The 26,072-nt window shown below is 46.1% G+C and carries 23 protein-coding genes and 1 pseudogene; 1 reads left to right on the forward strand and 23 read right to left on the reverse strand.

What is annotated here, in order from left to right:
* Positions 1–92: 92 nt before the first annotated feature.
* Both guaA and guaB read right to left on the reverse strand, forming a co-directional pair.
* Positions 93–1,646: a glutamine-hydrolyzing GMP synthase gene (gene guaA, locus AB4384_RS02945; RefSeq protein WP_017059729.1), complete on the reverse strand. Its 1,554-nt coding sequence runs from the start codon at positions 1,644–1,646 to the stop codon at positions 93–95.
* Positions 1,647–2,024: 378 nt separating this feature from the next.
* Positions 2,025–3,488: an IMP dehydrogenase gene (gene guaB / locus AB4384_RS02950; protein ID WP_017062496.1), complete on the reverse strand. Its 1,464-nt coding sequence runs from the start codon at positions 3,486–3,488 to the stop codon at positions 2,025–2,027.
* A gap of 244 nt (positions 3,489–3,732) precedes the next feature.
* On the opposite strand from guaB, the gene xseA reads away from it, so the two are divergent.
* Positions 3,733–5,079 (forward strand): exodeoxyribonuclease VII large subunit, encoded by a 1,347-nt coding sequence (xseA, locus tag AB4384_RS02955; RefSeq protein WP_372128858.1) that lies wholly within the window; start codon positions 3,733–3,735, stop codon positions 5,077–5,079.
* A 111-nt stretch (positions 5,080–5,190) separates the two neighbouring features.
* On the opposite strand, the gene ureG is transcribed toward xseA, so the two are convergent.
* From ureG to ispG, 21 genes and pseudogenes are all read right to left on the reverse strand, one after another.
* Positions 5,191–5,832: an urease accessory protein UreG gene (gene ureG / locus AB4384_RS02960; protein WP_004735125.1), complete on the reverse strand. Its 642-nt coding sequence runs from the start codon at positions 5,830–5,832 to the stop codon at positions 5,191–5,193.
* Positions 5,833–5,880: 48 nt separating this feature from the next.
* Positions 5,881–6,561, reverse strand: coding sequence for an urease accessory protein UreF (locus tag AB4384_RS02965; RefSeq protein ID WP_372128859.1), 681 nt, complete (start codon positions 6,559–6,561; stop codon positions 5,881–5,883).
* Between the two features lie 42 nt (positions 6,562–6,603).
* Complete coding sequence (locus tag AB4384_RS02970; protein ID WP_372128860.1) at positions 6,604–7,200, reverse strand: HupE/UreJ family protein; 597 nt, start codon at positions 7,198–7,200, stop codon at positions 6,604–6,606.
* A gap of 235 nt (positions 7,201–7,435) precedes the next feature.
* On the reverse strand, positions 7,436–7,888 hold the full coding sequence (ureE, locus tag AB4384_RS02975; RefSeq protein WP_017062501.1) for an urease accessory protein UreE: 453 nt from the start codon (positions 7,886–7,888) through the stop codon (positions 7,436–7,438).
* A 77-nt stretch (positions 7,889–7,965) separates the two neighbouring features.
* Entirely contained in the window at positions 7,966–9,669 is a 1,704-nt protein-coding gene (gene ureC / locus AB4384_RS02980; RefSeq protein ID WP_010440581.1) for an urease subunit alpha, read from the reverse strand.
* A 39-nt stretch (positions 9,670–9,708) separates the two neighbouring features.
* Positions 9,709–10,044 (reverse strand): urease subunit beta, encoded by a 336-nt coding sequence (locus tag AB4384_RS02985; protein WP_017062503.1) that lies wholly within the window; start codon positions 10,042–10,044, stop codon positions 9,709–9,711.
* A gap of 11 nt (positions 10,045–10,055) precedes the next feature.
* A complete protein-coding gene (gene ureA, locus AB4384_RS02990) occupies positions 10,056–10,358 on the reverse strand; it encodes an urease subunit gamma (RefSeq protein WP_004735119.1) in 303 nt (100 codons plus the stop codon).
* 133 nt (positions 10,359–10,491) lie between these two features.
* Positions 10,492–11,439 (reverse strand): urease accessory protein UreD, encoded by a 948-nt coding sequence (locus tag AB4384_RS02995; protein WP_102394412.1) that lies wholly within the window; start codon positions 11,437–11,439, stop codon positions 10,492–10,494.
* A complete protein-coding gene (gene urtE, locus AB4384_RS03000; RefSeq protein WP_239940666.1) occupies positions 11,436–12,131 on the reverse strand; it encodes an urea ABC transporter ATP-binding subunit UrtE in 696 nt (231 codons plus the stop codon). The genes AB4384_RS02995 and urtE overlap by 4 nt, the downstream gene beginning before the upstream one ends.
* 1 nt (position 12,132) lies before the next feature.
* Positions 12,133–12,975, reverse strand: coding sequence for an urea ABC transporter ATP-binding protein UrtD (gene urtD, locus AB4384_RS03005; protein ID WP_017056203.1), 843 nt, complete (start codon positions 12,973–12,975; stop codon positions 12,133–12,135).
* On the reverse strand, positions 12,972–14,144 hold the full coding sequence (gene urtC / locus AB4384_RS03010) for an urea ABC transporter permease subunit UrtC (RefSeq protein WP_017062507.1): 1,173 nt from the start codon (positions 14,142–14,144) through the stop codon (positions 12,972–12,974). The genes urtD and urtC overlap by 4 nt, the downstream gene beginning before the upstream one ends.
* Positions 14,145–14,154: 10 nt before the next feature.
* Positions 14,155–15,783 (reverse strand): urea ABC transporter permease subunit UrtB, encoded by a 1,629-nt coding sequence (urtB, locus tag AB4384_RS03015; protein WP_372128862.1) that lies wholly within the window; start codon positions 15,781–15,783, stop codon positions 14,155–14,157.
* A 160-nt stretch (positions 15,784–15,943) separates the two neighbouring features.
* Positions 15,944–17,230, reverse strand: a complete 1,287-nt coding sequence (gene urtA / locus AB4384_RS03020; RefSeq protein WP_004735113.1) for an urea ABC transporter substrate-binding protein — start codon at positions 17,228–17,230, stop codon at positions 15,944–15,946.
* A 294-nt stretch (positions 17,231–17,524) separates the two neighbouring features.
* Positions 17,525–17,752: a zinc ribbon domain-containing protein gene (locus AB4384_RS03025; protein WP_372111261.1), complete on the reverse strand. Its 228-nt coding sequence runs from the start codon at positions 17,750–17,752 to the stop codon at positions 17,525–17,527.
* Positions 17,753–17,788: 36 nt separating this feature from the next.
* Positions 17,789–18,777: pseudogene (locus tag AB4384_RS03030) on the reverse strand (sensor domain-containing diguanylate cyclase).
* Between the two features lie 289 nt (positions 18,778–19,066).
* Positions 19,067–19,969: an alanyl-tRNA editing protein gene (locus AB4384_RS03035; protein ID WP_372111264.1), complete on the reverse strand. Its 903-nt coding sequence runs from the start codon at positions 19,967–19,969 to the stop codon at positions 19,067–19,069.
* Positions 19,970–20,100: 131 nt separating this feature from the next.
* The gene (der, locus tag AB4384_RS03040) at positions 20,101–21,582 is read right to left on the reverse strand and encodes a ribosome biogenesis GTPase Der (protein ID WP_017062511.1); all 1,482 of its coding nucleotides are present in this window, start codon (positions 21,580–21,582) and stop codon (positions 20,101–20,103) included.
* A 158-nt stretch (positions 21,583–21,740) separates the two neighbouring features.
* Positions 21,741–22,901 (reverse strand): outer membrane protein assembly factor BamB, encoded by a 1,161-nt coding sequence (gene bamB, locus AB4384_RS03045; RefSeq protein ID WP_372128863.1) that lies wholly within the window; start codon positions 22,899–22,901, stop codon positions 21,741–21,743.
* Between the two features lie 10 nt (positions 22,902–22,911).
* Positions 22,912–23,526, reverse strand: coding sequence for a YfgM family protein (locus AB4384_RS03050; RefSeq protein ID WP_017062513.1), 615 nt, complete (start codon positions 23,524–23,526; stop codon positions 22,912–22,914).
* A gap of 79 nt (positions 23,527–23,605) precedes the next feature.
* A complete protein-coding gene (gene hisS, locus AB4384_RS03055; protein WP_017062514.1) occupies positions 23,606–24,874 on the reverse strand; it encodes a histidine--tRNA ligase in 1,269 nt (422 codons plus the stop codon).
* A gap of 70 nt (positions 24,875–24,944) precedes the next feature.
* Complete coding sequence (gene ispG, locus AB4384_RS03060) at positions 24,945–26,066, reverse strand: flavodoxin-dependent (E)-4-hydroxy-3-methylbut-2-enyl-diphosphate synthase (protein WP_009848294.1); 1,122 nt, start codon at positions 26,064–26,066, stop codon at positions 24,945–24,947.
* Positions 26,067–26,072: the final 6 nt, after the last annotated feature.

A 26,072-nucleotide genomic window follows, 5' to 3' on the forward strand; every position in this document is an offset into this window, starting at 1 on the left:
CACATTTCAGGACGGGACATCGAAAAGAAAAAAGCCCCGAACTGAGTTCGAGGCTTAAGATCTTAATCAAAGCTGGTTAAATCTCTAAGAGATTATTCCCACTCGATAGTTGCTGGTGGCTTACCAGAAATATCGTAAACAACACGTGAAATGCCGTTAACTTCGTTGATAATACGGTTAGAAACCTTACCTAGGAAGTCGTATGGTAGGTGTGCCCAGTGAGCAGTCATGAAGTCGATAGTTTCTACGGCACGTAGAGATACAACCCAATCGTACTTACGGCCATCGCCCATTACGCCAACTGAACGTACTGGTAGGAATACCGTGAATGCTTGAGATACTTTGTGGTAAAGGTCAGCAGCGTGAAGCTCTTCAATGAAAATAGCATCTGCGCGACGCAGTAGATCACAGTACTCTTTCTTGATTTCGCCAAGAACACGAACACCTAGACCAGGACCCGGGAATGGGTGGCGGTAAAGCATGTTGTATGGAAGACCAAGCTCAAGGCCGATCTTACGTACTTCATCTTTAAACAGCTCACGTAGAGGTTCAACAAGACCCATTTCCATATCATCAGGAAGGCCACCAACGTTGTGGTGAGATTTGATTACGTGTGCTTTACCTGTCTTAGATGCTGCAGACTCGATTACGTCTGGGTAGATAGTACCCTGAGCAAGCCATTTAGCATTAGATAGTTTCTTAGACTCTTCATCGAAGATATCTACGAATACGTGACCGATGATTTTACGCTTAGCTTCTGGTTCAGCTTCGCCTTCCAGAGCTTTAAGGAAACGATCTTCTGCATCGACTTTGATGATGTTTAGGCCGAACTGGTCACCAAACATATCCATAACTTGCTCAGCTTCGTTTAGACGAAGAAGGCCGTTATCAACAAATACACATGTTAGTTTGTCGCCGATAGCGCGGTGAGCAAGCATCGCAACTACAGATGAATCAACACCACCAGAAAGACCAAGGATAACTTCGTCGTCACCTACTTGTTCTTTAATACGTGCAACTGCATCTTCAATGATTGAAGCTGAAGTCCACAGACCTTCACAACCACATACGTTAAGAACGAAGTTCTCAAGCATTTTCAGGCCGTTTTTAGTGTGTGTTACTTCTGGGTGGAATTGAACACCGAAGTACTTCTTCTCTTCGTTTGCCATTGCAGCGTATGGGCAAGTGTCTGTTTCAGCGATCTTTGTGAAATCAGCTGGAATCTCAACTACTTTGTCGCCGTGGCTCATCCAAACATCTTGAGTAGACTCAAGGTCAGCGAAAAGTGCAGATTCGCCAGTCACTTGTACCGCTGCGTAGCCGAACTCGCGCTCAGTAGACGTTGCTACTTTACCGCCAAGTTGCTCAGCCATAGTTTGCATGCCGTAGCAGATACCGAATACAGGAACACCTGAATCAAATACGTACTGAGGTGCACGTGGAGAGTTCTCCTCCGTTACACTTTCAGGACCACCAGATAGGATGATGCCGTCTGGATTGAATTCACGAATATCCGCTTCTTCTACGTCCCAGCTCCAAAGTTCACAGTAAACACCGATCTCACGAATACGACGAGCTACTAGCTGTGTGTATTGAGAACCGAAGTCTAGAATTAGAATACGTTGGTCATGAATATTTTTAGTCATTGTAAGCAGTCTTATTGGCTATGTGATAAAACGGAGGTGAGTTTACTCACCTCTGATTAACTCTTCAAGAAATAAAGCAAACGTTTTCGTTAGATATCTTTAACCACGTGTTTTGAGAAAATCGGACTTTTAACAAAACAGGCGGTAGATATAATAGCAATCACAGTAAGTAAGTGTTCAGGAATAGCGTAGGAAAAAAGCCTGAGAACGAGGCTGCTCTATTCGACAAAGAGTTCTGATAAGTAGTTATTCTACAATCAAAAATTCTAACGAAGTTATCGAGGTTTTTAACAAGCTAGGATGACCAGTTATTTACTACGATTGGTATATTAATGTGCCGACTAAATCAGCACATTATTCAAACGTTTGGACGTATTATTAACCTAAACGGTAGTTAGGTGCTTCTTTCGTGATTTGAACATCGTGTACGTGAGATTCTTTCATGCCCGCACCAGAGATACGAACAAACTCAGCTTTAGTACGCATGTCTTCAACAGTTGCAGAACCCGTTAGGCCCATGCTTGAGCGTAGACCGCCCATCTGTTGGTGAACGATCTCTTTTAGACGACCTTTGTATGCGATACGACCTTCAATACCTTCTGGAACAAGCTTGTCTGCAGCGTTGTCAGATTGGAAGTAACGGTCAGAAGAACCTTGAGACATAGCGCCAAGAGAACCCATACCACGGTAAGACTTGTAAGAACGACCGTTGTAAAGAATAACTTCACCCGGTGCTTCTTCAGTACCCGCGAACATTGAACCAACCATCACACAAGATGCGCCAGCAACGATAGCTTTACAGATATCGCCAGAGAAGCGGATACCGCCATCTGCGATTACTGGAATACCGTATTCGTTAGCTACTTCAGCTGCGTCTGCGATTGCTGTTACTTGAGGAACACCAACACCAGTAACGATACGAGTCGTACAGATTGAACCCGGGCCGATACCTACTTTAACCGCACTAACACCCGCTTCGATAAGAGCACGAGCGCCAGCGCCAGTTGCTACGTTACCACCGATGATTTGTAGATCAGGGTATGCAGCGCGAGTTTCGCGGATACGGTTAAGTACGCCTTCAGAGTGACCGTGTGAAGAGTCGATAAGTAGAACGTCTACGCCAGCTTCAACTAGAGCAGCAACGCGCTCTTCGTTACCAGCGCCAGCACCAACAGCTGCACCTACACGTAGGCTGCCGCGCTCATCTTTACAAGCGTTTGGTTTACGTTCTGCTTTGTGGAAATCTTTTGCAGTGATCATTCCAGTAAGTTGGAAGTCATCATTTACAACAAGAACTTTTTCAACACGCGCTTCGTGCATTTTCTCTTGAACTTCTTCACGAGTTGCACCTTCTTTAACAGAAGCAAGGCGAGCTTTAGGTGTCATTACTACATCAACTTTCTTAGAAAGGTCAGTAACAAAGCGAACGTCACGGCCAGTAATAATACCAACAAGTTCGTTTGTTTCAGTAACAACAGGGAAACCGGCAAAGCCGTGTTTTTGGGTAAGGGCTACAACATCAGCGATTGTCGCGTCAGGGCTTACTGTTACTGGGTGAGAAACCACACCAGCTTCGTAAATTTTAACCTGGCGAACCATTTCAGCTTGCTGCTCGATTGACATATTCTTATGAATAAAGCCAATACCACCTTCTTGCGCAAGGGCAATTGCTAGGCGTGCTTCCGTAACAGTATCCATCGATGCAGAGATCATTGGGATGTTTAAAGAAATGTTTTTCGTTAACTGAGTGCGAAGATCAGCTGTGTTCGGAAGAACGGTTGAGTGTGCTGGGACGAGTAAAACGTCATCAAAAGTTAAAGCTTCTTTTGCGATTCGTAGCATTTGCAATATCTCACAACAAAGGTGTTAAAAGGAGTAAACCCAACTTTATCGTTTCGCATAATAAAGTTATTTGGATTTGATATTGCAGACGGATTATACGCACGGCGAAATCGCTTGGCTACACATTTTTGTACTTTTAATTTGCATTTACCCCCTTGCTATGTATTATATTGCCGCTATCTTCCATACTCACGCCCTGTGAGATTCCAAGAAAGACCTTCCTTCAAGGAAAGATAGTGCTTCTATGACTAATCCAAACATCTTTACTGTTTCTCGCCTCAACTCAGAGGTTCGTCTCCTATTAGAAAACGAAATGGGAATAGTCTGGCTCGTTGGTGAAATCTCAAACTTCTCTGCACCTGTATCTGGTCACTGGTACCTCACGCTTAAAGACTCTCGCGCTCAAGTTAAGTGCGCCATGTTTCGTGGCAATAACCGCCGTGTCACCTTTAGACCTCAAAACGGCAATCAAGTATTAGTTAAAGCTCGTCTGTCTCTTTATGAACCACGCGGTGACTACCAACTTATCATCGAAAGCATGCAGCCAGAAGGTGACGGTAAACTTCAGCAAGAGTTTGAAAAGCTGAAGATGAACCTTGCCGCTGAAGGGCTGTTCGCTCAATCGAGTAAGCAAGCTCTTCCTGAGCATCCAAAGCGCGTTGGTGTTGTCACCTCTAAAACCGGCGCCGCTCTCTACGATATCTTGGACGTACTTAAGCGTCGTGATCCTTCGTTACCTGTGGTGGTTTACCCGACCATGGTTCAAGGCGAAGAGGCGGCAATTCAGATTGCCCAAGCGATTGGACGTGCCAATGAGCGTAATGAATGTGATGTGTTAATCGTCGGCCGTGGTGGCGGCTCACTGGAAGACTTATGGTGCTTCAATAACGAGATCGTTGCTCGCACAATTGCAGCAAGCCAGATCCCGATTATCAGCGCAGTTGGCCACGAAGTTGACGTCACTATCGCCGATTTCGTCGCAGATATGCGTGCTCCAACGCCGTCAGCTGCTGCAGAATTGGTTAGCCGTGACAACAGTCATAAAGAGCAAGCTTATGCCTCTAAACGTGCTCGCTTGGTGAGTGCGATTCGTCATGTGTTAATCAAACAAGCACAATCCACTCAAACGTTAAAATACCGCTTGGAGAAACAGCACCCGAGCTACCAACTGCAAAAGCAGAGTCAGCAGCTTGATGACCTAGACATGCGTTTGCGTCGTGGTATGACTCAATACCTAAAACAACATGCACAGCGTGTTGAACGTAAACAGCACCAACTTCAGTTGAACTCACCAGTGAAGCGCCTTGGTGAACAAAAACTGCATCTGCAACGTTCAGAGCAAAAGCTATTAGATGCGATGGATAAAACACTGCTAACCACTCGCCATCAGCTCGCTATGGCTGCAGAGAAGCTAGAAACCGTTAGTCCACTGGCAACCCTAAAGCGTGGCTACAGCATTACTCATTCCGCATCGAGCAAGACAGTATCATCAATTAACGATGTCGAAGTCGGTGAAGTGATCACCACTCAAGTTGAAGACGGTGTGATTGAATCGCAAGTGACAACAAGAGTCGCTAAGAGTGAGCTTTAGGTTCGACTAGAGCGTTGAAAATCATTTAAAACCAGAAAGCCCTATCGATAATCGACAGGGCTTTTGTATATCTACTGGCTGTAAAAGAAAACAACCTGATTCAAACCTTACTCACGACTCCGTCGTAGAAGGCTCCTTCATGGTCAGCATCCCTTCCGTCACAATAAAGTTGATGATGAAATCTAAACCTTGGCTCTCTTTGAGGTTGGTGAACACGTATGGCTTAGTTGGTCGCATGCGTTGAGTGTCTTGCTCCATCACTTCAAGTGACGCGCCAACATACGGTGCTAAATCGATCTTGTTGATGACTAACAGATCGGATCGTGTAATACCCGGACCACCTTTACGTGGGATCTTCTCCCCCTCAGCTACATCAATCACGTAGATGGTAAGATCGGCTAATTCAGGGCTGAACGTCGCACTCAAGTTATCACCGCCACTTTCGACGAATACCACATCGAGGTTCTTATGCAGCTTGGCAAGCTCTTCTACCGCAGCTAAGTTCATCGACGCATCTTCACGGATCGCCGTGTGCGGACAGCCACCCGTTTCAACACCAATGATACGATCCGGTTCTAGCGCTTCTGCTCGCGTGAGTATCTTGGCATCTTCTTGCGTGTAGATGTCGTTGGTTACCACGGCAATGTTGAGCTTGTCGCGAATCGCTTTACAAAGCACCTCTAACAGAGCTGTTTTACCAGATCCTACTGGGCCGCCAATACCAATTCGAAGGGGTTGCTTATAACTTTCCATTGTCTACTTCCTTATATTCTTTTCTTGCTACCTCGTTCGCGCTGACCGCTACGAACGAAATAGTCGTGTGTATTGTGTTTCGTGCAGTGAACTTGCTAATGCCATTGATGGCGAAAAACTGCCTACCATCCAATCTTCTATCGCGTGGGCCTTTTCGATCACCTCAGGAAAGGTGTTGGTGATATTAATCAATGCCAACTGCCCGTCGGTTTGACCTAAAGGCACCAGTTTCACGCCTGCGGTAACGATATTTTCAAGCCAGCTCCATAAGTAACCTTGCTTGAGGCTTTCTAAATCAATGCCCCAATACAGAGCCGCCATACACATGCCCAACAATTGGTTTGGGTGACTATCAACAGAGTCCACCAGTGAAATATCGATATCTAAGCGCTTCAACAAAGTATTCAATGCTTGCCCACGCTGTTTCTCTTCCGCTCGCAATTCACTGGTTTCACGGCTTGAGTACAGGTAATTACACCAGTGCTCAATCTCATCGAGTTCACCCTTTTCTAGAGCGTGGTAAAGACGCTCTAATATAGGCAATTCCAAGGTCGCGACACTGGAGTTGACGATGGTGTTGAGCCACTGTTCCATGCTGTTGCGATCGGTCACCCACCCCGCTTCAACCGCTAACTCTAAGCCTTGCGAATAAGTGAACCCACCAATCGGCAACGATGGACTGATCAATTGAAACAGACGATAGACGGCTACATTTTCTGTTGTGGTCATAATCGTGCCCTCAGTCTTCCAGAATCAAATAAGTTCGAGAGCCTACGCGCCTAACAGCAATAGTGCGCTTGCTGAAGCCACGCCGACTGACAACCATTTAGAGTAAACCGCGCGACCAACAAAAGTACCGATAACCATCAGAGCCAAAGCACTGATACTCATGCCTGTTGCGAACTGAGTCAGGTTGCTCGCGGCTTCAACGCCGTGTGCGTAACCATGGAAAAACAACATAGCAATTGAAGCAACTAATACGCTGTTTACACGCTTGGTTGATGGTGAGAATACATGCCATAAACATAAGCTGACGACAAACAGAGAAGCGATAATGGCAGGCTCAACAATCACAGAGAAACCTAGGGCTTGGCCTGCGATAAGCCCTACCACTAAAGACACCAATCCACCGCCAATCAGAGATGCTTTTGTCTTGGTGGAAAATGACAGTGCGCCAATTAATAAACCGAAAGCGATCAGCATGATCAGATGATCCATGCCAGTCACAGGGTGAGTTAAGCCAGACATAAACGAGTGAGACTCATGAACTGAATGCGCCCCATGTCCTGGGTGAGCGAAAGCCATCGTTGATGTTGTTAGAGAAGCTATTGTGAAAGTACATAAGCCAGCAGCTGTTTTAAAGTTCATCGCGAGTTCCTTGCTTTATACCAATCGTAGTAAATAATTGCTCACCCTAGCTTGCTAAAATGCTCGATAACTGCGTTATAATTTTTGATTGTAGAATAACTACTTATCGAAAAATTATGCCTTGTTCTCAAGCCTTTTTCCTGCGCTATTGTTGATCACTTACTTACTGTGATTGGTATTATTGTTATTAATATCGTTGTTATATAAATCGTTTAGTGAGTCATCAATGACTCGATTAATGATGGTGATGATGTCCACCAGAGCGACCGCCATAAGCACCGCCTTCTGGTTCAAACGGTTGTTTCTCAGTGGTCACTTTCGCGCCTAAGCCTTCAACCATTTCATCTAAAACATGGTCGTGTTGATAACGAACCCAACCCGCTTCCACTTGCAGCGGAACATGACGGTTACCAAGGTGATACGCCACTCGCGTTAACAGGAGCAAGTCTTCACAGTAAACAGTCGAAACGGTTTCTGGTGCCGCTTTCACTTCTACGACTAAACCGCATTTACTTGAGAGTTGTTCGCCACCACGCAAGATATGACCTCGTGGTAGAAACAGTCCGGCATTGCGCCCGTCATCGAGCATCACCTTAAGACGGCTCTTAATGCGGCTATCGATCGGCAGGCTTAAGTAGCCGTCCGGTGCATTTTGTATTTGAGTATTCAGTTGAGTCAGTTCAATCATGCTATTACCTCAATCTCCTTGTGATATTTATAACGTTCAAAATAGGGTCACTAAAATAGGAGCCTTCAGCCTAGCTCTTAAAATAGGAAGTACCGCTGTGCCATTGGCAGCTCTTCTGCAGGCTCACATGTCAGCAGTTCCCCATCGGCGCGTACTTGATACGTCTGAGAATCCACCTCAATTTTTGGCATCCAATCATTGAGCTTCATGTCGGCTTTACTGATATTTCGGCAGTTGCTCACTACACCAATCAAACTCTGCAAACCCAATTGCTTATCGATGTTCTGCGCTTTGGCTTCTTTAGAGACAAACAACATCGATGTGTTCTGACACGCCTTGCCATAGCTACCAAACATAGAGCGATAGTGAACAGGTTGAGGGGTTGGGATAGAAGCGTTTGGATCGCCCATTGGTGCCATGGCAATCATGCCACCTTTCAAAATCACGCTGGGCTTCACACCAAAAAAAGCGGGCTTCCACAACACTAGATCAGCTAACTTCCCTGCTTCGATAGAACCGATTTCATGAGACATACCATGAGTGATCGCTGGGTTGATGGTGTACTTAGCGACATAACGTCTTAAACGAAAGTTATCGCTGTAATCAGAATCTTCTTTTAGGCTGCCACGCTGAACTTTCATCTTGTGCGCGGTTTGCCAAGTTCGAGTTATTACTTCACCCACTCGCCCCATAGCTTGTGAATCCGAAGCGATCATCGAGAACGCGCCTAAGTCATGAAGAATGTCTTCTGCGGCAATGGTTTCACGGCGAATACGCGATTCGGCGAACGCGACATCTTCAGCAATCGATGGTGAAAGGTGATGACAGACCATCAACATATCCAAATGCTCATCGACGGTATTGATAGTGTAAGGACGTGTCGGGTTAGTTGAGGAAGGCAGAACGTTCGGTTCACCTGCTGCGCGAATAATATCGGGAGCATGACCACCGCCTGCACCTTCGGTGTGATAGGTATGAATCACGCGATCACCGATTGCACCAAGTGTCGATTCAACAAAACCCGATTCGTTCAGAGTGTCGGTATGAATCGCAACTTGTACGTCCATCTCGTCAGCAACACTCAAGCAAGTATCGATTGAGGCAGGGGTTGTTCCCCAGTCTTCGTGCAACTTCAAACCCACAGCACCCGCTGCCACTTGTTCACGCAATGCTTCCGGTTGGCTCGCATTGCCCTTACCTAACAAACCAAAGTTCATTGGGAATTGGTCGAGTGATTCCAACATACGGTGCATGTTCCATGGACCCGGTGTACATGTCGTCGCGTTAGTCCCTGTGTTTGGCCCCGTACCACCGCCTATCATGGTCGTAACACCAGATGCTAAGGCTTCTTCAATCTGTTGCGGGCAGATAAAGTGAATATGCGAGTCGATACCACCCGCGGTGAGAATCGAGCCTTCACCGGCTAAAATTTCCGTGCCCGGGCCAATTACTATATCGACGCCCGGCTGAACGTCTGGGTTACCTGCTTTGCCTAAAGCTTGAACTCGGCCGTCTTTGATGGCGACATCGGCTTTTACGATGCCCCAATAATCCAACACAATCGCATTGGTGATCACCAAGTCAGGTGTTTCGGCGCTTGGACGTTGGCTTTGCCCTTGTCCATCACGGATAACTTTGCCGCCGCCGAATTTCACTTCGTCGCCGTATACGGTGTAATCTTTTTCAACTTCTAGCCATAAATCAGTGTCAGCAAGACGCACTCTGTCACCGACTGTTGGCCCAAACATTTCGGCATAAGCCTGTCTGGATATCGTCGCCATGTTCAATCCTTTGTTATTTTCATTATTCCGTGGGAGCGCTTAGAGCTTGCCCATCACCTTTCCTTGGAAGCCATAGATCTCTAACTTACCGGCGTAACGCACTAACTCGACGCTGCGCGACTGACCCGGCTCAAAGCGGGTTGCAGTACCCGCAGGAATATTGAGTCGAAAGCCTTTAGTGACTTCTCGGTTAAAGATCAGCGAAGGGTTTGCTTCATAGAAGTGGTAATGAGAGCCAATTTGGACAGGACGATCGCCAATGTTTTGCACCTTAACGGACGTTGTGTCTCGGCCTTCATTGAGAGTGATGTCACCCGGTGCGGTTTCTACTTTTCCGGGAACGAATCCTGAGTATTGTTTTGTGGAACCAGCCATATTACTTCTCCCTACACGATAGGTTCATGAACGGTCACCAGCTTGGTGCCATCAGGAAAAGTGGCTTCGACTTGTACATCAGGGATCATGGAAGGGATCCCCTCCATAACGTCATCGACAGTAAGAAGTGTGCGTCCAAAATCCATTAATTCTGAAACGGTTTTACCCTCGCGGGCACCTTCGAGAATGGCACTGCTGATCAGTGCGATAGATTCTGGGTAGTTGAGCTTTAAGCCTTTTTGTTTGCGCTGCTGTGCCAGCATTCCTGCGCAGAAGATAAGTAGCTTATCTTTTTCTCTTGGTGTTAATTCCATTTAGCCGCCCGCTGTTAGTGTTGTTTTCTTATTGCTCAAAAACGCATGAGCAGTAAGTGGGATTCAATCACAGCAAGCTTGAAAAAATGTACCTAGGGTCGGAAGTCACCCTAGGTACAAAAAGGGCTAATCGCTAAGTCGCCCAAATCCTAGGTAAATCAGGAGTCGTACCACATAAATGAGAGCGAGTTGCTTGCCATATCTGACCAAAGGCCTGGAGGATATCTTCACTCCAATTACCCAAGGCTCGCACCACAATCAATCCTTCTATCTGAGTCGCGCCCAATATTAATGTGGGTTCACTCGACATTTTTGATGTAACTGATTGCTGTGAAGCTTGCTGTGTAATAGATAAGAGCAAGCTCTGTACCAACTCTAAATCTTGCTTCTCATTTGAAGTGATATAAAAGGTTCCCATCATTGAATAATCAAGTAACCCCATATTTATCATTAACTTATCGCCACCATGAAAATTAAAGCCTTCAGTCAGAAGCCTTTGATTATCAAGATAGATTTCTGTTTTCCCAACGAGATGACCATGCTCGAATCCCTCATTCTGTGCAGGGCGTCCAAAACAGTGCATCTCCCAACCCCAAAACTGTGCACCCTTTTCTAGGCGAATTTCAGTATCTAAACGAACGTGTGCATTCGGGAAAAAGATGTTCTCTTGCGGCATCCATTCCAAGCGTGCATCTTTCTTCACTCGTAGGGTCTGCTTCTGCTTGGCGTACTTGTTGTTTGAGCGATAAAACTTGGTCGCACCGGGTGTGGTGATCAACGCATGCGCACCGCTTTCGATGGTCGCTTCAATATTGAGAGTGTCACCACCTACCACTCCGCCGGGGGGATGGAGTAAATAGGTGTGACACGTTTCCCCATCAGGATACAGGGGGCGTTGCACCGCAAGCGGACCAGACTGCTGACGATTCTTTAATACGGTTTTATCACTGCGGTCGACAAAAGTGAGGTTTAAACTCGCTTGCCAACCATCACGAATATCTTGTTCGATGGTCTCATTCAAAGATAAAGCTTCTACTAAAGAAGCCTTGCTTACTTCATTCGGAGAAAAGAGAGAATTCATACGGTTAGGTACTCCTTTATCAAGGACTCATCGAGCCCTGTCATTTCACCTTCTGCCACTTGGCGTCCACGGTCGATAATGCAAAAACGGTCACCGACCTTTCTTGCAAACGGCAGCTTCTGTTCAACCAACAGAACCGTGAGCCCCATTTTCTCGTTGAGCATGCGAATGATGTCGCCAATCTCTTGCACAATATTGGGTTGAATACCCTCCGTCGGCTCATCCAAGATCAATAGCTTTGGATTAACCACCAGCGCACGCCCAATCGCTAGCTGTTGCTGCTGGCCACCCGATAAATCACCACCGCGACGATGTAGCATCTCTTTTAATACTGGGAATATATCGAAGATGAACTCAGGGATCTTACGGTCGCCCTTTTCGCGAATCGGCAAGCCTACTTCTAGGTTTTCTTGAACAGTGAGCATTGGGAAGATCTGGCGACCTTGCGGTACATAGCCGATCCCTTGGCGTGGACGGTCCTCGGCATCGGTTTTCAAAAGTGACTCACCCGATAAGGAGATGTCACCGCTTTCGACCTTAACCAACCCCATGATGCATTGCAGCAACGTCGTTTTACCGACACCATTTCGCCCCATTAGCACCGTGCATTTACCTTCTGGGATCTGCATATCCAAATCCCACAGCGTGTGGCTCTCACCGTAATATTGATTAACTGATTTAACCTCTAACATCCTATTCTCCGAGATAAACTTGTTTAACTTCAGGGTGAGCCTGCACTTGATCCATAGTGCCTTCAGCCAACACATGACCTTGATGAAGCACGGTGACATGGCTGGCGATAGAACGAACGAAATCCATATCGTGTTCAACGACCACAACCGAGTGCTTACCTGCCAGTGAGTTAAGTAACTCAGAGGTGCGATCCATTTCTTGGTGAGTCATACCTGCCACGGGTTCATCCACCAGCAATAGCCTAGGGTTTTGCATCAATAACATGCCTATCTCTAACCACTGTTTCTGACCGTGAGACAGGTTACCTGCCAAATTCGCCGCTTCGTCTTTAAGGTGAATAAGCTCTAGTACCGAGGTGAGTTTGTCTTTCTGCTCGCCAGACATCACGGCAGTGAAAGTTGCCCACACCGAGCGATCACCTGCCATGGCTAATTCAAGGTTCTGCCACACAGTTAAACATTCAATCACGGTCGGCTTTTGGAACTTACGCCCAACGCCTGCGTTAGCAATTTCAGCTTCGTTCATCTTGAGTAGATTGATGTTCGAACCTAACCACACTTCGCCAGTATCTGGCTTAGTTTTCCCGGTAATGATGTCCATCATGGTTGTTTTACCTGCGCCATTAGGGCCGATGATGCAGCGTAGCTCTCCCTCTTTGATGTAAAGGTTGAGGTCGTTTATCGCTTGGAAACCATCGAAGCTTTTGTTGACGCCTTCGACATACAACAGCACGTTATGTCGAGTATCGATGGCAGGATGAATATCGGGTTTGAGGTAATCAAAGACTTCGTCTCGACGAGTGAACGCCTGAACCGATTCCTTTACGCTATTAAATGTGGTCATGCGATCACCTCCTTGGCCTTGTGCTGATCATCCTTATCTTTATCTTGGTTTTTCCCATTTGATGCCTTGCGCAGCTGCTGCCACTTTTCACTGACAAAGCCAATCACACCTTGTGGGAAGTACATGGTTGAGAGTACGAATAGTCCACCCAGAGCAAACAGCCACACCTCCGGGAACTCAACCGTAAACCAACTCTTGGCGTAGTTGATGATCAATGCACCGACAATGGCACCAAACAGAGTGGCACGACCGCCTAAGGCTACCCAAACCACAATCTCAATCGAGTTAAGAGGAGCAAATTCTCCCGGATTGATAATACCCACTTGAGGGACATATAAAGCCCCGGCAATACCGGCGATAACCGCAGAAAGAACGAAGACCCACAGCTTGATGCCATCGACGTCATAGCCCATAAAGCGAGTGCGTGATTCCGTATCACGAATCGCTAATGCCACACGACCTAATCGACTGGTCACCACCATGCGACAAGCTATGTAGCTGAGAATAAGCGCAATACCAGTCGCGACAAACAGACCTATCTTGACCGCATCACTCTGCAAGCTCAGACCTATGATGTCTTTGAAGTCTGTCAGTCCATTGTTACCACCAAAGCCCATCTCGTTGCGGAAAAATGCCAGCATCAATGCGTAAGTTAACGCCTGAGTCATGATAGAAAGGTAAACCCCTGACACACGAGAGCGAAAAGCCAGATAACCAAACAAGTAAGCCAACGCGCCCGGCACTAGCACCACCATCAAGCAGGCGAACCAGAACTGATCAAAACCCTGCCAGAACCACGGCAACGCAGACCAATCAAGGAACACCATGAAATCTGGTAAGACTGGATCACCATAAACCCCACGGTCACCAATCTGACGCATCAAGTACATACCCATCGCATAACCACCAAGCGCAAAGAAAGCACCGTGGCCGAGGCTCAATATTCCGAGATAGCCCCACACAAGATCGAGCGCCAACGCCAACATTGCGTAGCTCAGGTATTTGCCCATCAGCGAGATAGTGAAAGTCTCGACATGAAGCGGGTGCCCACTTGGTAACATGGTGTTAGCCAGTGGGATAAGAATGACGGCCGCAAGAATGGCAAGGATGGTCAGTTGGCCACCTTTGTCACCACGCATTGCCGAAAGTACAAATGATTTTGACTGCATGATGTTGTCCTTAACCTTCAGCCGCACGACCACGTTGCGGGAAGAGTCCGCGTGGGCGTTTTTGAATAAATAGAATGATGAAAACCAGTACCAGAATCTTGGCGAGAACCGCACCAGCCCATGGTTCTAAAATCTTATTGAACAGACCAAGGCTTAAGCCTGCGACTAGCGTGCCCCATAGGTTGCCGACACCGCCGAATACCACCACCATGAATGAATCAATGATATACGCCTGCCCCATATTTGGACCGACGTTAGTCAGTTGAGAAAGTGCCACACCCGCGACACCCGCAACGCCAGAGCCTAAACCGAAGGTCATCGCATCAACTCGCTCAGAACGAATACCCATCGCACGAGCCATGCCACGGTTTTGAGAAACCGCACGAACCTGCAAACCTAGTGGTGTCTTTTTCAGAACCATTAATAAGCCCATAAACACCAAACCACAGAAGAGAATGATGTAAAGGCGGTTGTAGGTCAGGGACAACATTGGGTTTAATTGAAGTGCTCCAGACATCCATTCAGGCGTGCTCACTGAGCGGTTCAAAGGAGAGAAAATAGAACGAACAGCCTGCTGCAAGATTAAGCTAATACCAAAGGTCGCGAGTAAGGTTTCCAATGGGCGACCATAAAGATGACGAATCACACTTCGCTCAATCGCAATGCCCACTAAGCCAGAAACAATGAATGCCGCTGGAATGGAAAGTATCAGCGCTAGGCCAATATGATTCGGCATCAACAACTGCAATACGTAGGTGGTGTAAGCGCCAATCATGATCAGCTCGCCATGAGCCATGTTGATAACGCCCATCACACCAAAGGTAATCGCTAAGCCAATGCCTGCCAGTACCAATACCGAGCCTAAACTCAAGCCAAAGAATACGGTTTCAACACCTGAGTACAGAGCTTGGCTTTGTTGATAATCGTCCATCGCACGCTCTGTTGCAGCCAAAATGCTTGGTTCTTGCTCACCGTTAAGTAGTTGGTTCAGTGTTTTTAGAACGACTGAATGCTTAAAGTCGCCCACTCGTTCAATCGATGTTACTCGAGCTTCAGTTGTTGCACTGTTATCAAGCGAGGTAAAAATAGCTAATGACAAATCCATTAGTTCAGCGACTTTACCATCGGTCTCATTTTCTCTAAGTTCGGATAAACGATCGATGATAGTGGCATCCTTAGTTCCCAGTAGATCGAGAACCGCTTGATAACGCACATCTGGGTTACTGCTATTTAATCCAATAGAGGCAATTTCACCCCGTAAGATCCCGCGAAGTTTGTTGTTTACGCGCACCTTTTTAAACAGCTTAGCATTGTCGATATTGAGAGTTGATTCATCCCATACAGACTGAGCTGAAGTGGCTGTTTTGGTGTTTTGAATGAGATAGAGCTGTTTATAATGTTCGTTTTTTTTATCATTGAAGTAATAGAGATTGCCGTTTAACCATCCATATAAAATAGCTTTCGACACGTCTCCCGTTTGCGTCTCAATCACCCAATCGATAGCTAATTCTTTATCCGATGTTTTCTTACCAACTAGCGCCTTGGTAAAGCTAGCTTCATCCGTTATTCCAGCAAAAGCCAACTGAGCACTGACTGCCATGAGCAACAGCGCTTTAAATACGTTTAATACGTTTTTCATCCCTGCTTCCTTAACCAACCAAGTTAGATATTGTTATTTTTACTTGGAGGATGTGTGGATAGTGGTTATTACCTGAAACGATGAGCCTTCCGTTCGCTTCGCCCGTTAAACAGACGCGTTCTTCCCAAACCGGAAGGCTCAATATTCCTGAATTGACGCTCTAGTTACCGCCAGAACACTTCTTCGTTTCGACGTTAAACGCACCACATGAGAATGGCTTCGACCAGCTAGAGAACAGTTTTGCCGATTCAGGTAAGTAGCTCGACCAAGCATCACCCGCAACGAGTCCAGTGGTTTCCCAAACAATGTCGAATTGACCATCATCTTGGATCTCACCGATCAGTACTGGTTTGGTGATGTGGTGATTTGGTAGCATGGTAGAGTAGCCGCCAGAAAGGTTAGGAACAGACACACCAATCAAGGCATCTTGCACAGATTCAGGATCGGTTGTGCCTGCATTAGTGACCGCTTGAGCCCACATGTTGAAGCCAACATAGTGCGCTTCCATTGGGTCATTGGTGACACGCTTTTCACTCTTGATGAACGACTGCCACGTTTCAACGAACTCTTCATTGGCTTCGGTATCAACACTCATGAAGTAGTTCCAAGCCGCTAGATGACCCACCAGTGGTTCTGTGTCCATGCCTGACAGTTCTTCTTCACCAACAGAGAATGCAATAACTGGGATATCTTCAGATGAAATGCCTTGAGCGCCTAGCTCTTTATAGAAAGGTACGTTCGCATCGCCATTCACAGTAGAAACAACAGCGGTTTTCTTGCCCGCTTCACCGAACTTCTTGATGTCTGAAACGATAGATTGCCAATCAGAGTGACCAAATGGCGTGTAGTTGATCATGATGTCTTCTTCTGCGACACCTTTATCTTTTAGGTAGGCTTCAAGGATCTTATTGGTTGTACGTGGATAAACGTAATCGGTACCTGCAAGTACCCAGCGCTCGACTTCAAGCTCTTCCATCAAGTAATCCACTGCTGGGATCGCTTGTTGGTTTGGCGCGGCACCGGTGTAGAAAACGTTTTTAGAAGACTCTTCACCTTCATACTGTACTGGGTAGAAAAGGATGCTGTTGAGTTCTTCAAAGACAGGTAGCATGGATTTACGTGATACCGACGTCCAACCACCGAACACCACATCCACTTTCTCTTTTTCGATAAGCTCACGCGCTTTCTCAGCAAATAGCGGCCAGTTTGACGCAGGGTCAACCACGACAGGCTCTAGCTTCTTACCAAGCAAACCGCCCTTTTTGTTCTGCTCTTCGATGAGCATTAGCACGGTATCTTTTAGCGTTGTCTCACTGATCGCCATGGTGCCAGAGAGTGAGTGTAGAACACCGACCTTGATGGTCTCATCAGCAGCAAACACTGTTGCAGAAGAAAATGAAAGTGTTGTACACAGTGCAGCTAGCGATAAATTGAACACCTTGTTCATGATATTACTCCATAATTGTATTTTTGTTATTCAATTACAGAGTTACAATAAGAGTGCCAAACTTATAAACCAATGAAATTATTTATAAGTAATTGTATTAATAGAATTTAAAAGAAACTCACACCAATAGAGTGCATAGCAATCATGTAACTATGTTTCATACTGGTGCAGTGACGGTGGGAATGAACCAAGATGACACATTCCTGTTCTTCAGATACAAAAAAGACCCAACACTTTAGTATTGAGTCTCTGGTATAACATCACCGATGGTCGTTCAAACCATGTAGTTTAAGGCTATTCCGCTGTTTTAAATTCGAATTTTACTCTCGACTTAGATTTCAACTCGTTGCAATCACCGTTGCAAAAATAGCTCGCCGTACCACAGGCTTGAAGCTTCTCAAGTTGGCTGCTGCACTCAGGGCAAAACCCAACTTTAGTAAAGTGAGCCTGACAACTTTCACAATGATACTTGCCATCCCAAGCTAGCTCAGACTGGCACTTAGGGCAGATATTTTCACTCATTAGCATTTCCTAATTCACTACTATTTTTACAATCTACTACCGCTGAGACTTCGCTTGCTTGATTTGGTACATGTTCTTATCAGCTTGTGCGATCAACTGGTCTAATCCTTGAGGATCTTTCTCACAAGACAACCCAACACTCACTGAGAACTGCACATCATTGATATAAAGCGCTTGTTGCAGTGCTTTCTCTAAGCTGTGGTAGAAGCTAACAACGCTTTCTTGATCATCAAAGCAAGAGAACACCACAAACTCATCGCCACCATAACGGCCTATCTTGGCACATGCTGTGGTTGCCTCATCAAGAACTTCGGCAACCGCCAACAGCACATCGTCACCGAAACTGTGGCCATAGGTATCATTTATCGATTTGAACTTATCGACATCAACAAACAAACACGCCATCACCTTTTCAGAAAAGCATCGCTTGGCCAACACTTTCTCCGCTTCATTAAACAATGCGAGACGATTCAAGCAATGGGTTAAAGAATCTCGATTAGCGAAAAAGTTTAGCTGGTTCTCCAGCTCAAACTTCTCTAGTGCTACCGAATACAGGGAAGCCAGTAGCTCTAAGATCTCGAGCTCAAATTCATGTGGTTCAGAGATGTACTGGCTATAAATAGCGAAGGTAACCAACACATTACCGCGCGACGAGATAATGGGGACCGACCAACAGGCATGTAAATTCGCTTGATTGGTTAAGACCAGAAAAGGTGCCCAGTTTGGGTGTGCATTTATGTTGGAGACCATCACTGCTTTCTTAAGCGCAGCTGCCTCGCCACAAGAGCCTATCCCCGCACCAATTCCTATCCCTTCAATCTGTTGATTGTAAAAATCAGGCAGGTTTGGGGCATACTCAAGGTGTAACGTTTAGACTCTGAGTTGAGCAGTAAAATTGAAGCCATGCGCTGCTCGGTAAGCTGAATAATCTTGTGATTTAAATCTTTGCGATCCATCCCAAGCGCAAGCTTCCGCAGCAAACTATTGACGGCTCGATGACCTTCTAATAAAAATTGTTGTTCCATTCACTAAGGCTTTCAATTGTGTAATCGGGTACAGCTTGTTCTTATGCAAGCTTGTTATTGGTTAATAATAGCACACTAAATTAGTACGACACACAATCGAAGATCATAGGTTGATCTTTCGCTTTATCTATTTTGATCAGCGATCTACCCCAAAAAGAATATTTATATCACCACACACCGAAAGCATAAGTTACATGTGCTGCATTTCAATTTCAAATAGTCATTTATATCAAAAGTGACATGTAAAAATAAAATAAACAGCACAAGCCATTTCGATCTGTAGTCTAAATCATCGAATTACATGCGTCAGCATTTCAATGTTTTGGCCATCTAGCTGGGTCAGCTTAACGGACAGCGCACCAAGTTCTGAGGTATTTCCAATGTGTGTGCCACCACAAGGAATAGTGACCTGAGTATCTGCGTCAAGCTGCCACTCCCAGTAACGAGAGTCTGTTAACGCCTCGCCTTCTAGTCTCATCGCAACTGGCGTCGGCTCTGCAAGCCAGCCCGCAAGCATTTGGTTGATATCAGCTTCGATGTCATCAAGATTTGCTAGCATGTCTGCAACGTTCAAACCGCGCTTCTTCAGGGTTTTGCCTAAGCGATACTTATCGGTACACAGCTCTGGAGTCACAAAGCTCGTCACTTGTGCATAACTATTGAAGTCGTAACTGCCAAGCGGATCTTTTCTGTCCGCATCTTTACGCCAGTAGCTCTCAGCCAATACTTTATTCAAGGCTAGGAAAGCGATGTGGCCAGCACTGTGACCACGGCTCAAACTGGCTTGGTACTCTTTATCAACCGACAACACGACTTCGTCGTTAACCTTAATCATAGAAGCAGATGTAGGTAGCTGGTGGACAACAACAAACGCCCACCCTTCCGTATCACGCTTAACAGGGATATCTGCTGCGATATGAAGCTTGCCAGTAGATTGTTCTATAGCACCAACAAGGCAGTCTTCAACGGGAAATTGCACGTCACCAACATTCACAAAGCCTTGGTCTGCAGGGTGATCGGGCCAAATATGACTCACTGGGTGGAAAGGTGTTACGTCGGCAATCAGGTAAGTTTTGCTGTCGTCGCTTTCAACGTACTGCGCTTTAGCATTGAGCTGCCAAGCCTGATGACAAAATTGAGTGATGGTTGGTGTGATTGCTGACACAGGTGTAATCAAATCGCTAGTAGTCATATCGTTCTTCTTCTGGAATCTAGTCTGATTCGTTGAGCCATGATGATAAAAACGTATTGTTATGGCTTAACGTGAATTTTGCTTAAAAAAATACCCGAGACAGGCTCGGGTATCAAATCTATTGGAAAGGTTTACTTACGACCTTTAACCATGCTCATCATACGCTTACGTTTACGTTCTTGAGAAATTGTCAGCTTGTTTGTCTTAGCTTCAAATGGGTTCTCGCTGTTCTGGAATTGAATGCGAATAGGTGTACCCATGATTTCTAGTGAACGACGGTAGTAGTTCATCAAGAATCGTTTGTATGAATCTGGCAAGTTACGAACTTGGTTGCCGTGGATAACGATAATCGGTGGGTTGTAGCCACCAGCGTGCGCGTATTTCAGTTTCACACGACGGCCACGAACCATAGGCGGTTGGTGATCATCAGTCGCCATCTTCATGATACGAGTTAGCACAGAAGTACCAACACGAGTAGTCGCTGACTTGTAAGCTTCTTGTACAGACTCAAACAAGTGACCAACACCTGTACCGTGAAGTGCAGAGATAAAGTGAATACGTGCGAAATCAACGAAGCCTAAGCGACGGTCTAGCTCTTTCTTAACGCGTTCTTTAACGTCGTTATCTAGGCCATCCCACTTGTTTACGGCAATAACAATTGAACGACCAGCGTTCAACGCAAAGCCTAGCAAGCTTAGATCTTGATCAGAGATGTTTTCGCGAGCATCGATAAGCAGCAATACAACGTTAGCATCTTCAATCGCTTTCAGTGTTTTAACCACTGAGAACTTCTCTACCGTTTCGTTGATGTTTTTACGACGACGAACACCCGCAGTATCGATTAGAACGTATTCACGCTCGTCACGCTGCATTGGGATGTAGATAGAGTCACGAGTCGTACCTGGCATATCGTAAACAACCACACGCTCTTCACCAAGAATACGGTTCGTTAGCGTTGATTTACCTACGTTAGGACGGCCAATGATCGCTAGTTTGATCGGTTGATCTTGAAGACGCTTGAATTCTGCTTCAGCTTCTTCTTCTGTAAATTCAACCTGCTCTTCTTCTTCGTCTTCAAACTCAGTTAAGTCGCTTACTTCGCCATTCTCAGCTTTTAGCGCTTCTGCGAATGGGTTAAGAGCAAGGTCAATAAGTGCAGTAACACCACGACCATGCGCCGCAGCGATTTGGTACATGTCTTCTACACCTAGTTGCCAGAAGTCAGCACTTGCAGCATCAGGGTCGATACCATCAACCTTGTTTACTACTAGCATTGAAGGCTTTTCTAGTTGACGTAGGTGCTTAGCAATCGCCACGTCTGAAGGTGTTAGACCCGCACGGCCATCTACCATAAATAGAACGACATCAGCTTCATCAATCGCCGCTAGCGACTGTTCAGCCATTTTAGTTTCAACACCTTCTTCAGTACCGTCGATACCGCCAGTGTCAATAACAATAAAGTCATGCTCGCTAAAATGAGCATGACCGTATTTACGGTCACGCGTTAAGCCAGGGAAATCCGCAACCAATGCATCACGAGTTCGAGTCAATCGGTTAAATAACGTAGATTTACCTACGTTCGGACGCCCTACTAGAGCAACAACAGGTACCATAACAACCTCTACAATTTCTTCTCTAAATGTAGTTATAGGTAAGCACTTGTTCGCAAGTTTAAACTCTTACCTATAACCACACGGTTTATTAATTTTTAACAACAAAACGGCTCCTGGCTGTTACCAACCAGGAGCCGACTGTGAATTATATCACGCTTTTATTGGCTAATCGTTAGTTTCTTTACATCGCCATTGCGAGTCGTCACTAAGTAGCCTTCAGGCAGTTCAATTGGTGCAACCGCAAAGCCGCTATCATCGACAAGCTGTTGAGCAACAAACTCACCCGATGAACGATCCAACCAGTGCAGATAACCTTCAGTATCACCCACGACTACATAACCATTAATAATAGCAGGTGCTGTCAGTAAGCGGTTTTCTAACAATGGAGTGCTCCACAGTTCAGTACCACTACGCGCATCAACCGCAACCACATGGTCTTTGTCGGTAACAACGAACAAACGGCTACCATCACTTGCTAAATCAATCGCTGATGAGTAGTTACGTTTCCAAATTGGCTTACCAGAACGAAGGTCGATAGCAATCAGCTGACCATTGATACCTACGGTATACAGGGTGCCACCAAGAACAATTGGAGATGCATCAACATCAACCAAACGATCAATTTCCGTTGCACCTTTTGGTGTGCCTACTGGCTGTTGCCAAATAAGCTGACCACGATCAACGATAGCCGCAGCTAGACGACCATTTGCTGTACCCCAGAATACACCACCAGAAACTGCAACAGGCGAGCTATCGCCACGCAGTGTTAGGCTTGGTACTTCCGTACTGATGGTCCATTTTTGTTCACCGCTTGCTTGATCTAACGCGATCAACATACCGCGACTGGTATGAACAATGACCATGTTGCTATCAGTTGCTGGGGATGCAAGCACCTCGCCATTGACTGATACACGCCACAGCTCTTCACCGGTCGATTCTTCCAGTGCGATCACTTCGCCATTTTCAGAACCAACAAAAACTTTACCGTAAGCCGCCGTTAAGCCACCCGATAAACGAGCCAATACGTCTTTCTCAAGATCGACTTTCCACAGCGCTTTACCTGTATCAGGATCAAGCGCTTTAACCATACCTTCACGGCTTGCAACAAACACTTTGTCGTAAGCCAATTCTGGCGTTAGTTTTGAAAAGTAGTGACCAACACCATCACCAACCGACGCAGACCATTCCTGACTAGGAGTGAACTCGCTGTTTACCGTTGGGACTGGAGCCATGATTACGGTGTCTTCTTCACCCGCACAGCCAGCTAGTAGGCCAAGAGCAATCGCACACAACGCCGCTTTTGGAAACATCTTCTTCATTCAAAGCGCCTTATTTAGCTAGGTCGTCAAGTTTGATTTGAAGCGTTTGGCTAGCGTCAACAGCTTGCTGTGCTTCTGTGTAAGCACTGTATGCTGCGTCTGTGTCGCCTTTACGAAGTGAGATATCACCACGCAGTTCAGCAACACGGCCTTTCCAAGATTCATCTGTCATAGCAGCAAGATCAGTCAGTGCTGCGTCAAATTCACCTTGCTCAGCTTTAATACGTGCAACACGGTAAGTAAGTAGTGGCGCAAGTGCCGCGTCCTTAGTTGCCGATTTTGCCCACTCGAGCTGTTCAAGTGCCGCCGCTAGATCGCCTGCTTGTACTTGTACTTTTGCTAGTTGCATAGCAGCAAGTACTGAGTACTCAGCATCTTTGTTTGCGTCGATGAAAGCTTGAATATCAGATTGAGCATCAACACCCTTAACATCAAGAGCTGAAATTACAGAGGTGTAGCTTTCTGAAGCTGCTTCACGCGCTTCAACTACTGAATCTTGGTAATAGCGCCAGCCAAATAGACCACCTAAACCAATAACCGCACCAAAGATTACGGCTTTACCGTTCTCTTTCCACCAATCTTTAATGGCTTCAACTTGTTGCTCTTCGCTATCGTAAAGTTCCACTTCCTGTCCTCTTTAATTCTTTAAACGCCAGCATAGTGCTGACGTTAGTATTCATTATGAGCGTTTGCTCAATGGCTAATTAGATTAGCGCAGCAACTTTCTCTGCAACTTCCGTTTGAGACACGGTTTCTTGCTCGCCGCCAACCAGATCTTTTAGCACAACTGTATTGTCAGCAACTTCGTTCTCACCAAGTACCAGCGCCACAACAGCACCTACTTTGTCAGCACGTTTGAATTGCTTCTTGAAGTTACCACCACCGAAGTGGTTCATTACACGCACGCCTTCAACGGTGTCGCGTAATTGATTCGCTAACTGCATGCCCGCGATCATAGTACCTTCGCCAGCAGCAACTACGTATACATCAACGCTACGACGAACTTCTGTTAGCTCTAGCGTTTCCATCATAAGAACCAAACGCTCTAGACCCATTGCGAAGCCAACTGCATTGGTTGCTTTGCCGCCTAGTTGCTCAACAAGACCATCGTAACGACCGCCGCCACATACTGTACCTTGAGCACCAAGGCTGTCTGTGATCCACTCAAATACAGTGCGGTTGTAGTAATCTAGGCCACGTACTAGACGCTCATTAACTTGGTATTCGATACCAACAGCGTCAAGAAGTTCACACAAACCAGCAAAATGTTGCTTCGATTCTTCACCTAGATATTCAGATAGTCGAGGTGCGTCACCTAAGATAGCTTGAACATCAGGGTTCTTAGTATCAAGTACACGTAGAGGGTTAGTGTGCATGCGACGTTTGCAGTCTTCGTCAAGCACATCAATGTGTTGCTCAAGGAAAGCCACTAACGCAGTGCGGTAGCTAACGCGATCTTCTTGAGAACCGATTGAGTTCAGCTCTAGGCGAACGTGCTTGTCGATGCCTAGCTCACGCCATAGACGTGCTGTCATCATGATAAGTTCTGCGTCAACGTCTGGACCGTCTAGGCCAAACACTTCAACACCACATTGGTGGAATTGACGGTAACGACCTTTTTGAGGACGCTCGTGACGGAACATAGGGCCCATGTACCATAGGCGCTGTTCATCACGGTTGATAAGGCTGTTTTGAATACATGAACGAACACAACCTGCTGTGCCTTCTGGACGCAGCGTTAGGCTATCGCCATTGCGGTCGTCAAAGGTGTACATCTCTTTAGAAACAACGTCTGTCTCTTCACCAACTGCACGGCTAAATAGGTTTGTTTCTTCAACGATAGGCATACGTACTTCGTTGTAACCGTATGCACTCACCACGTTTTTAACTGCGCTTTCTACTTTCTGCCACAGTGGTGATTGAGTTGGAAGGCAGTCGTTCATGCCTCGAATTGCTTGAATATTTTTAGCCACAGTATTTATTCCGTAATTTCTCACGACCAGGTGTTAGTGCGAATAGACAATCACACCCCATCGCGTTGTATTAATCTTCTAAGTTTTCTACATCAATGCGATTTGCTTTATCAAGCACTGACGCTTTTGCACGAATCTTAGCTTCAAGTTTGTCGACAAGGTCATCGTTGTCGAAGCGCTCTTTCTGACGCTTACCGTCTTCGTAGAAGGCACTCTTACGAGCACTACCGGCTAAACCTAAGTGAGACACTTCTGCTTCACCAGGGCCGTTAACCACACAACCGATGATTGACACATCCATTGGAGTAATCACGTCTTCTAAGCGTTCTTCAAGGGCATTAACGGTGTTAATAACATCGAACTCTTGACGAGAACAGCTCGGGCACGCAATGAAGTTGATGCCACGCGAACGAATGCGCAAAGATTTAAGAATATCAAAGCCAACTTTGATCTCTTCAACCGGATCAGCCGCTAGCGAGATACGCAGCGTATCGCCGATACCTTCAGAAAGAAGCATACCTAAACCTACCGCTGACTTCACAGAGCCTGCACGCGCACCACCCGCTTCGGTAATACCAAGGTGGAGAGGTTGATCAATCTGCTTAGCCAGCAAACGGTAAGAACCGACAGCAAGGAATACATCAGAAGCCTTCACGCTGACTTTGAATTGATCAAAGTTCAGACGGTCTAGGATATCTACATGACGCATTGCTGATTCAACAAGCGCTTCTGCTGTAGGTTCTGTGTATTTCTCTTGGATCTCTTTCTCAAGAGAACCGCCGTTAACACCAATACGAATCGGAATATTCATATCACGTGCACAATCAACAACTGAGCGGATACGGCTTTCGTTACCGATGTTACCTGGGTTGATACGCAGACAGTCAACGCCGTATTCCGCCACTTTAAGTGCGATACGGTAGTCGAAGTGAATATCAGCAACCAAAGGAACAGAGACCTGCTGCTTGATTAGCTTAAAGGCTTCAGCTGCATCCATAGTCGGTACAGATACGCGAACGATATCAGCGCCAACTTTTTCCAGAGCTCTAATTTGAGCAACGGTCGCGGCTACATCTGTTGTTCTTGTGTTGGTCATGGATTGCACAGCAATTGGTGCACCATCACCGATCGGCACATCACCCACATAAATACGGGTTGATTTGCGACGAATAATAGGAGATTCGTGTTGCATATTAAC

The sequence above is a fragment of the Vibrio sp. 10N.261.51.A4 genome, from assembly GCF_041471945.1.
Taxonomy (GTDB): domain Bacteria; phylum Pseudomonadota; class Gammaproteobacteria; order Enterobacterales; family Vibrionaceae; genus Vibrio; species Vibrio crassostreae_C.

Excerpts from the sequence above, each read along its gene's own strand:
- guaA (WP_017059729.1), bottom strand. The coding sequence starts at position 1,646 with ATGACTAAAAATATTCATGACCAACGTATTCTAATTCTAGACTTCGGT.
- guaB (WP_017062496.1), bottom strand. The coding sequence starts at position 3,488 with ATGCTACGAATCGCAAAAGAAGCTTTAACTTTTGATGACGTTTTACTC.
- xseA (WP_372128858.1), top strand. The coding sequence starts at position 3,733 with ATGACTAATCCAAACATCTTTACTGTTTCTCGCCTCAACTCAGAGGTT.
- ureG (WP_004735125.1), bottom strand. The coding sequence starts at position 5,832 with ATGGAAAGTTATAAGCAACCCCTTCGAATTGGTATTGGCGGCCCAGTA.
- AB4384_RS02965 (WP_372128859.1), bottom strand. The coding sequence starts at position 6,561 with ATGACCACAACAGAAAATGTAGCCGTCTATCGTCTGTTTCAATTGATC.
- AB4384_RS02970 (WP_372128860.1), bottom strand. The coding sequence starts at position 7,200 with ATGAACTTTAAAACAGCTGCTGGCTTATGTACTTTCACAATAGCTTCT.
- ureE (WP_017062501.1), bottom strand. The coding sequence starts at position 7,888 with ATGATTGAACTGACTCAACTGAATACTCAAATACAAAATGCACCGGAC.
- ureC (WP_010440581.1), bottom strand. The coding sequence starts at position 9,669 with ATGGCGACGATATCCAGACAGGCTTATGCCGAAATGTTTGGGCCAACA.
- AB4384_RS02985 (WP_017062503.1), bottom strand. The coding sequence starts at position 10,044 with ATGGCTGGTTCCACAAAACAATACTCAGGATTCGTTCCCGGAAAAGTA.
- ureA (WP_004735119.1), bottom strand. The coding sequence starts at position 10,358 with ATGGAATTAACACCAAGAGAAAAAGATAAGCTACTTATCTTCTGCGCA.
- AB4384_RS02995 (WP_102394412.1), bottom strand. The coding sequence starts at position 11,439 with ATGAATTCTCTCTTTTCTCCGAATGAAGTAAGCAAGGCTTCTTTAGTA.
- urtE (WP_239940666.1), bottom strand. The coding sequence starts at position 12,131 with ATGTTAGAGGTTAAATCAGTTAATCAATATTACGGTGAGAGCCACACG.
- urtD (WP_017056203.1), bottom strand. The coding sequence starts at position 12,975 with ATGACCACATTTAATAGCGTAAAGGAATCGGTTCAGGCGTTCACTCGT.
- urtC (WP_017062507.1), bottom strand. The coding sequence starts at position 14,144 with ATGCAGTCAAAATCATTTGTACTTTCGGCAATGCGTGGTGACAAAGGT.
- urtB (WP_372128862.1), bottom strand. The coding sequence starts at position 15,783 with ATGAAAAACGTATTAAACGTATTTAAAGCGCTGTTGCTCATGGCAGTC.
- urtA (WP_004735113.1), bottom strand. The coding sequence starts at position 17,230 with ATGAACAAGGTGTTCAATTTATCGCTAGCTGCACTGTGTACAACACTT.
- AB4384_RS03025 (WP_372111261.1), bottom strand. The coding sequence starts at position 17,752 with ATGAGTGAAAATATCTGCCCTAAGTGCCAGTCTGAGCTAGCTTGGGAT.
- AB4384_RS03035 (WP_372111264.1), bottom strand. The coding sequence starts at position 19,969 with ATGACTACTAGCGATTTGATTACACCTGTGTCAGCAATCACACCAACC.
- der (WP_017062511.1), bottom strand. The coding sequence starts at position 21,582 with ATGGTACCTGTTGTTGCTCTAGTAGGGCGTCCGAACGTAGGTAAATCT.
- bamB (WP_372128863.1), bottom strand. The coding sequence starts at position 22,901 with ATGAAGAAGATGTTTCCAAAAGCGGCGTTGTGTGCGATTGCTCTTGGC.
- ispG (WP_009848294.1), bottom strand. The coding sequence starts at position 26,066 with ATGCAACACGAATCTCCTATTATTCGTCGCAAATCAACCCGTATTTAT.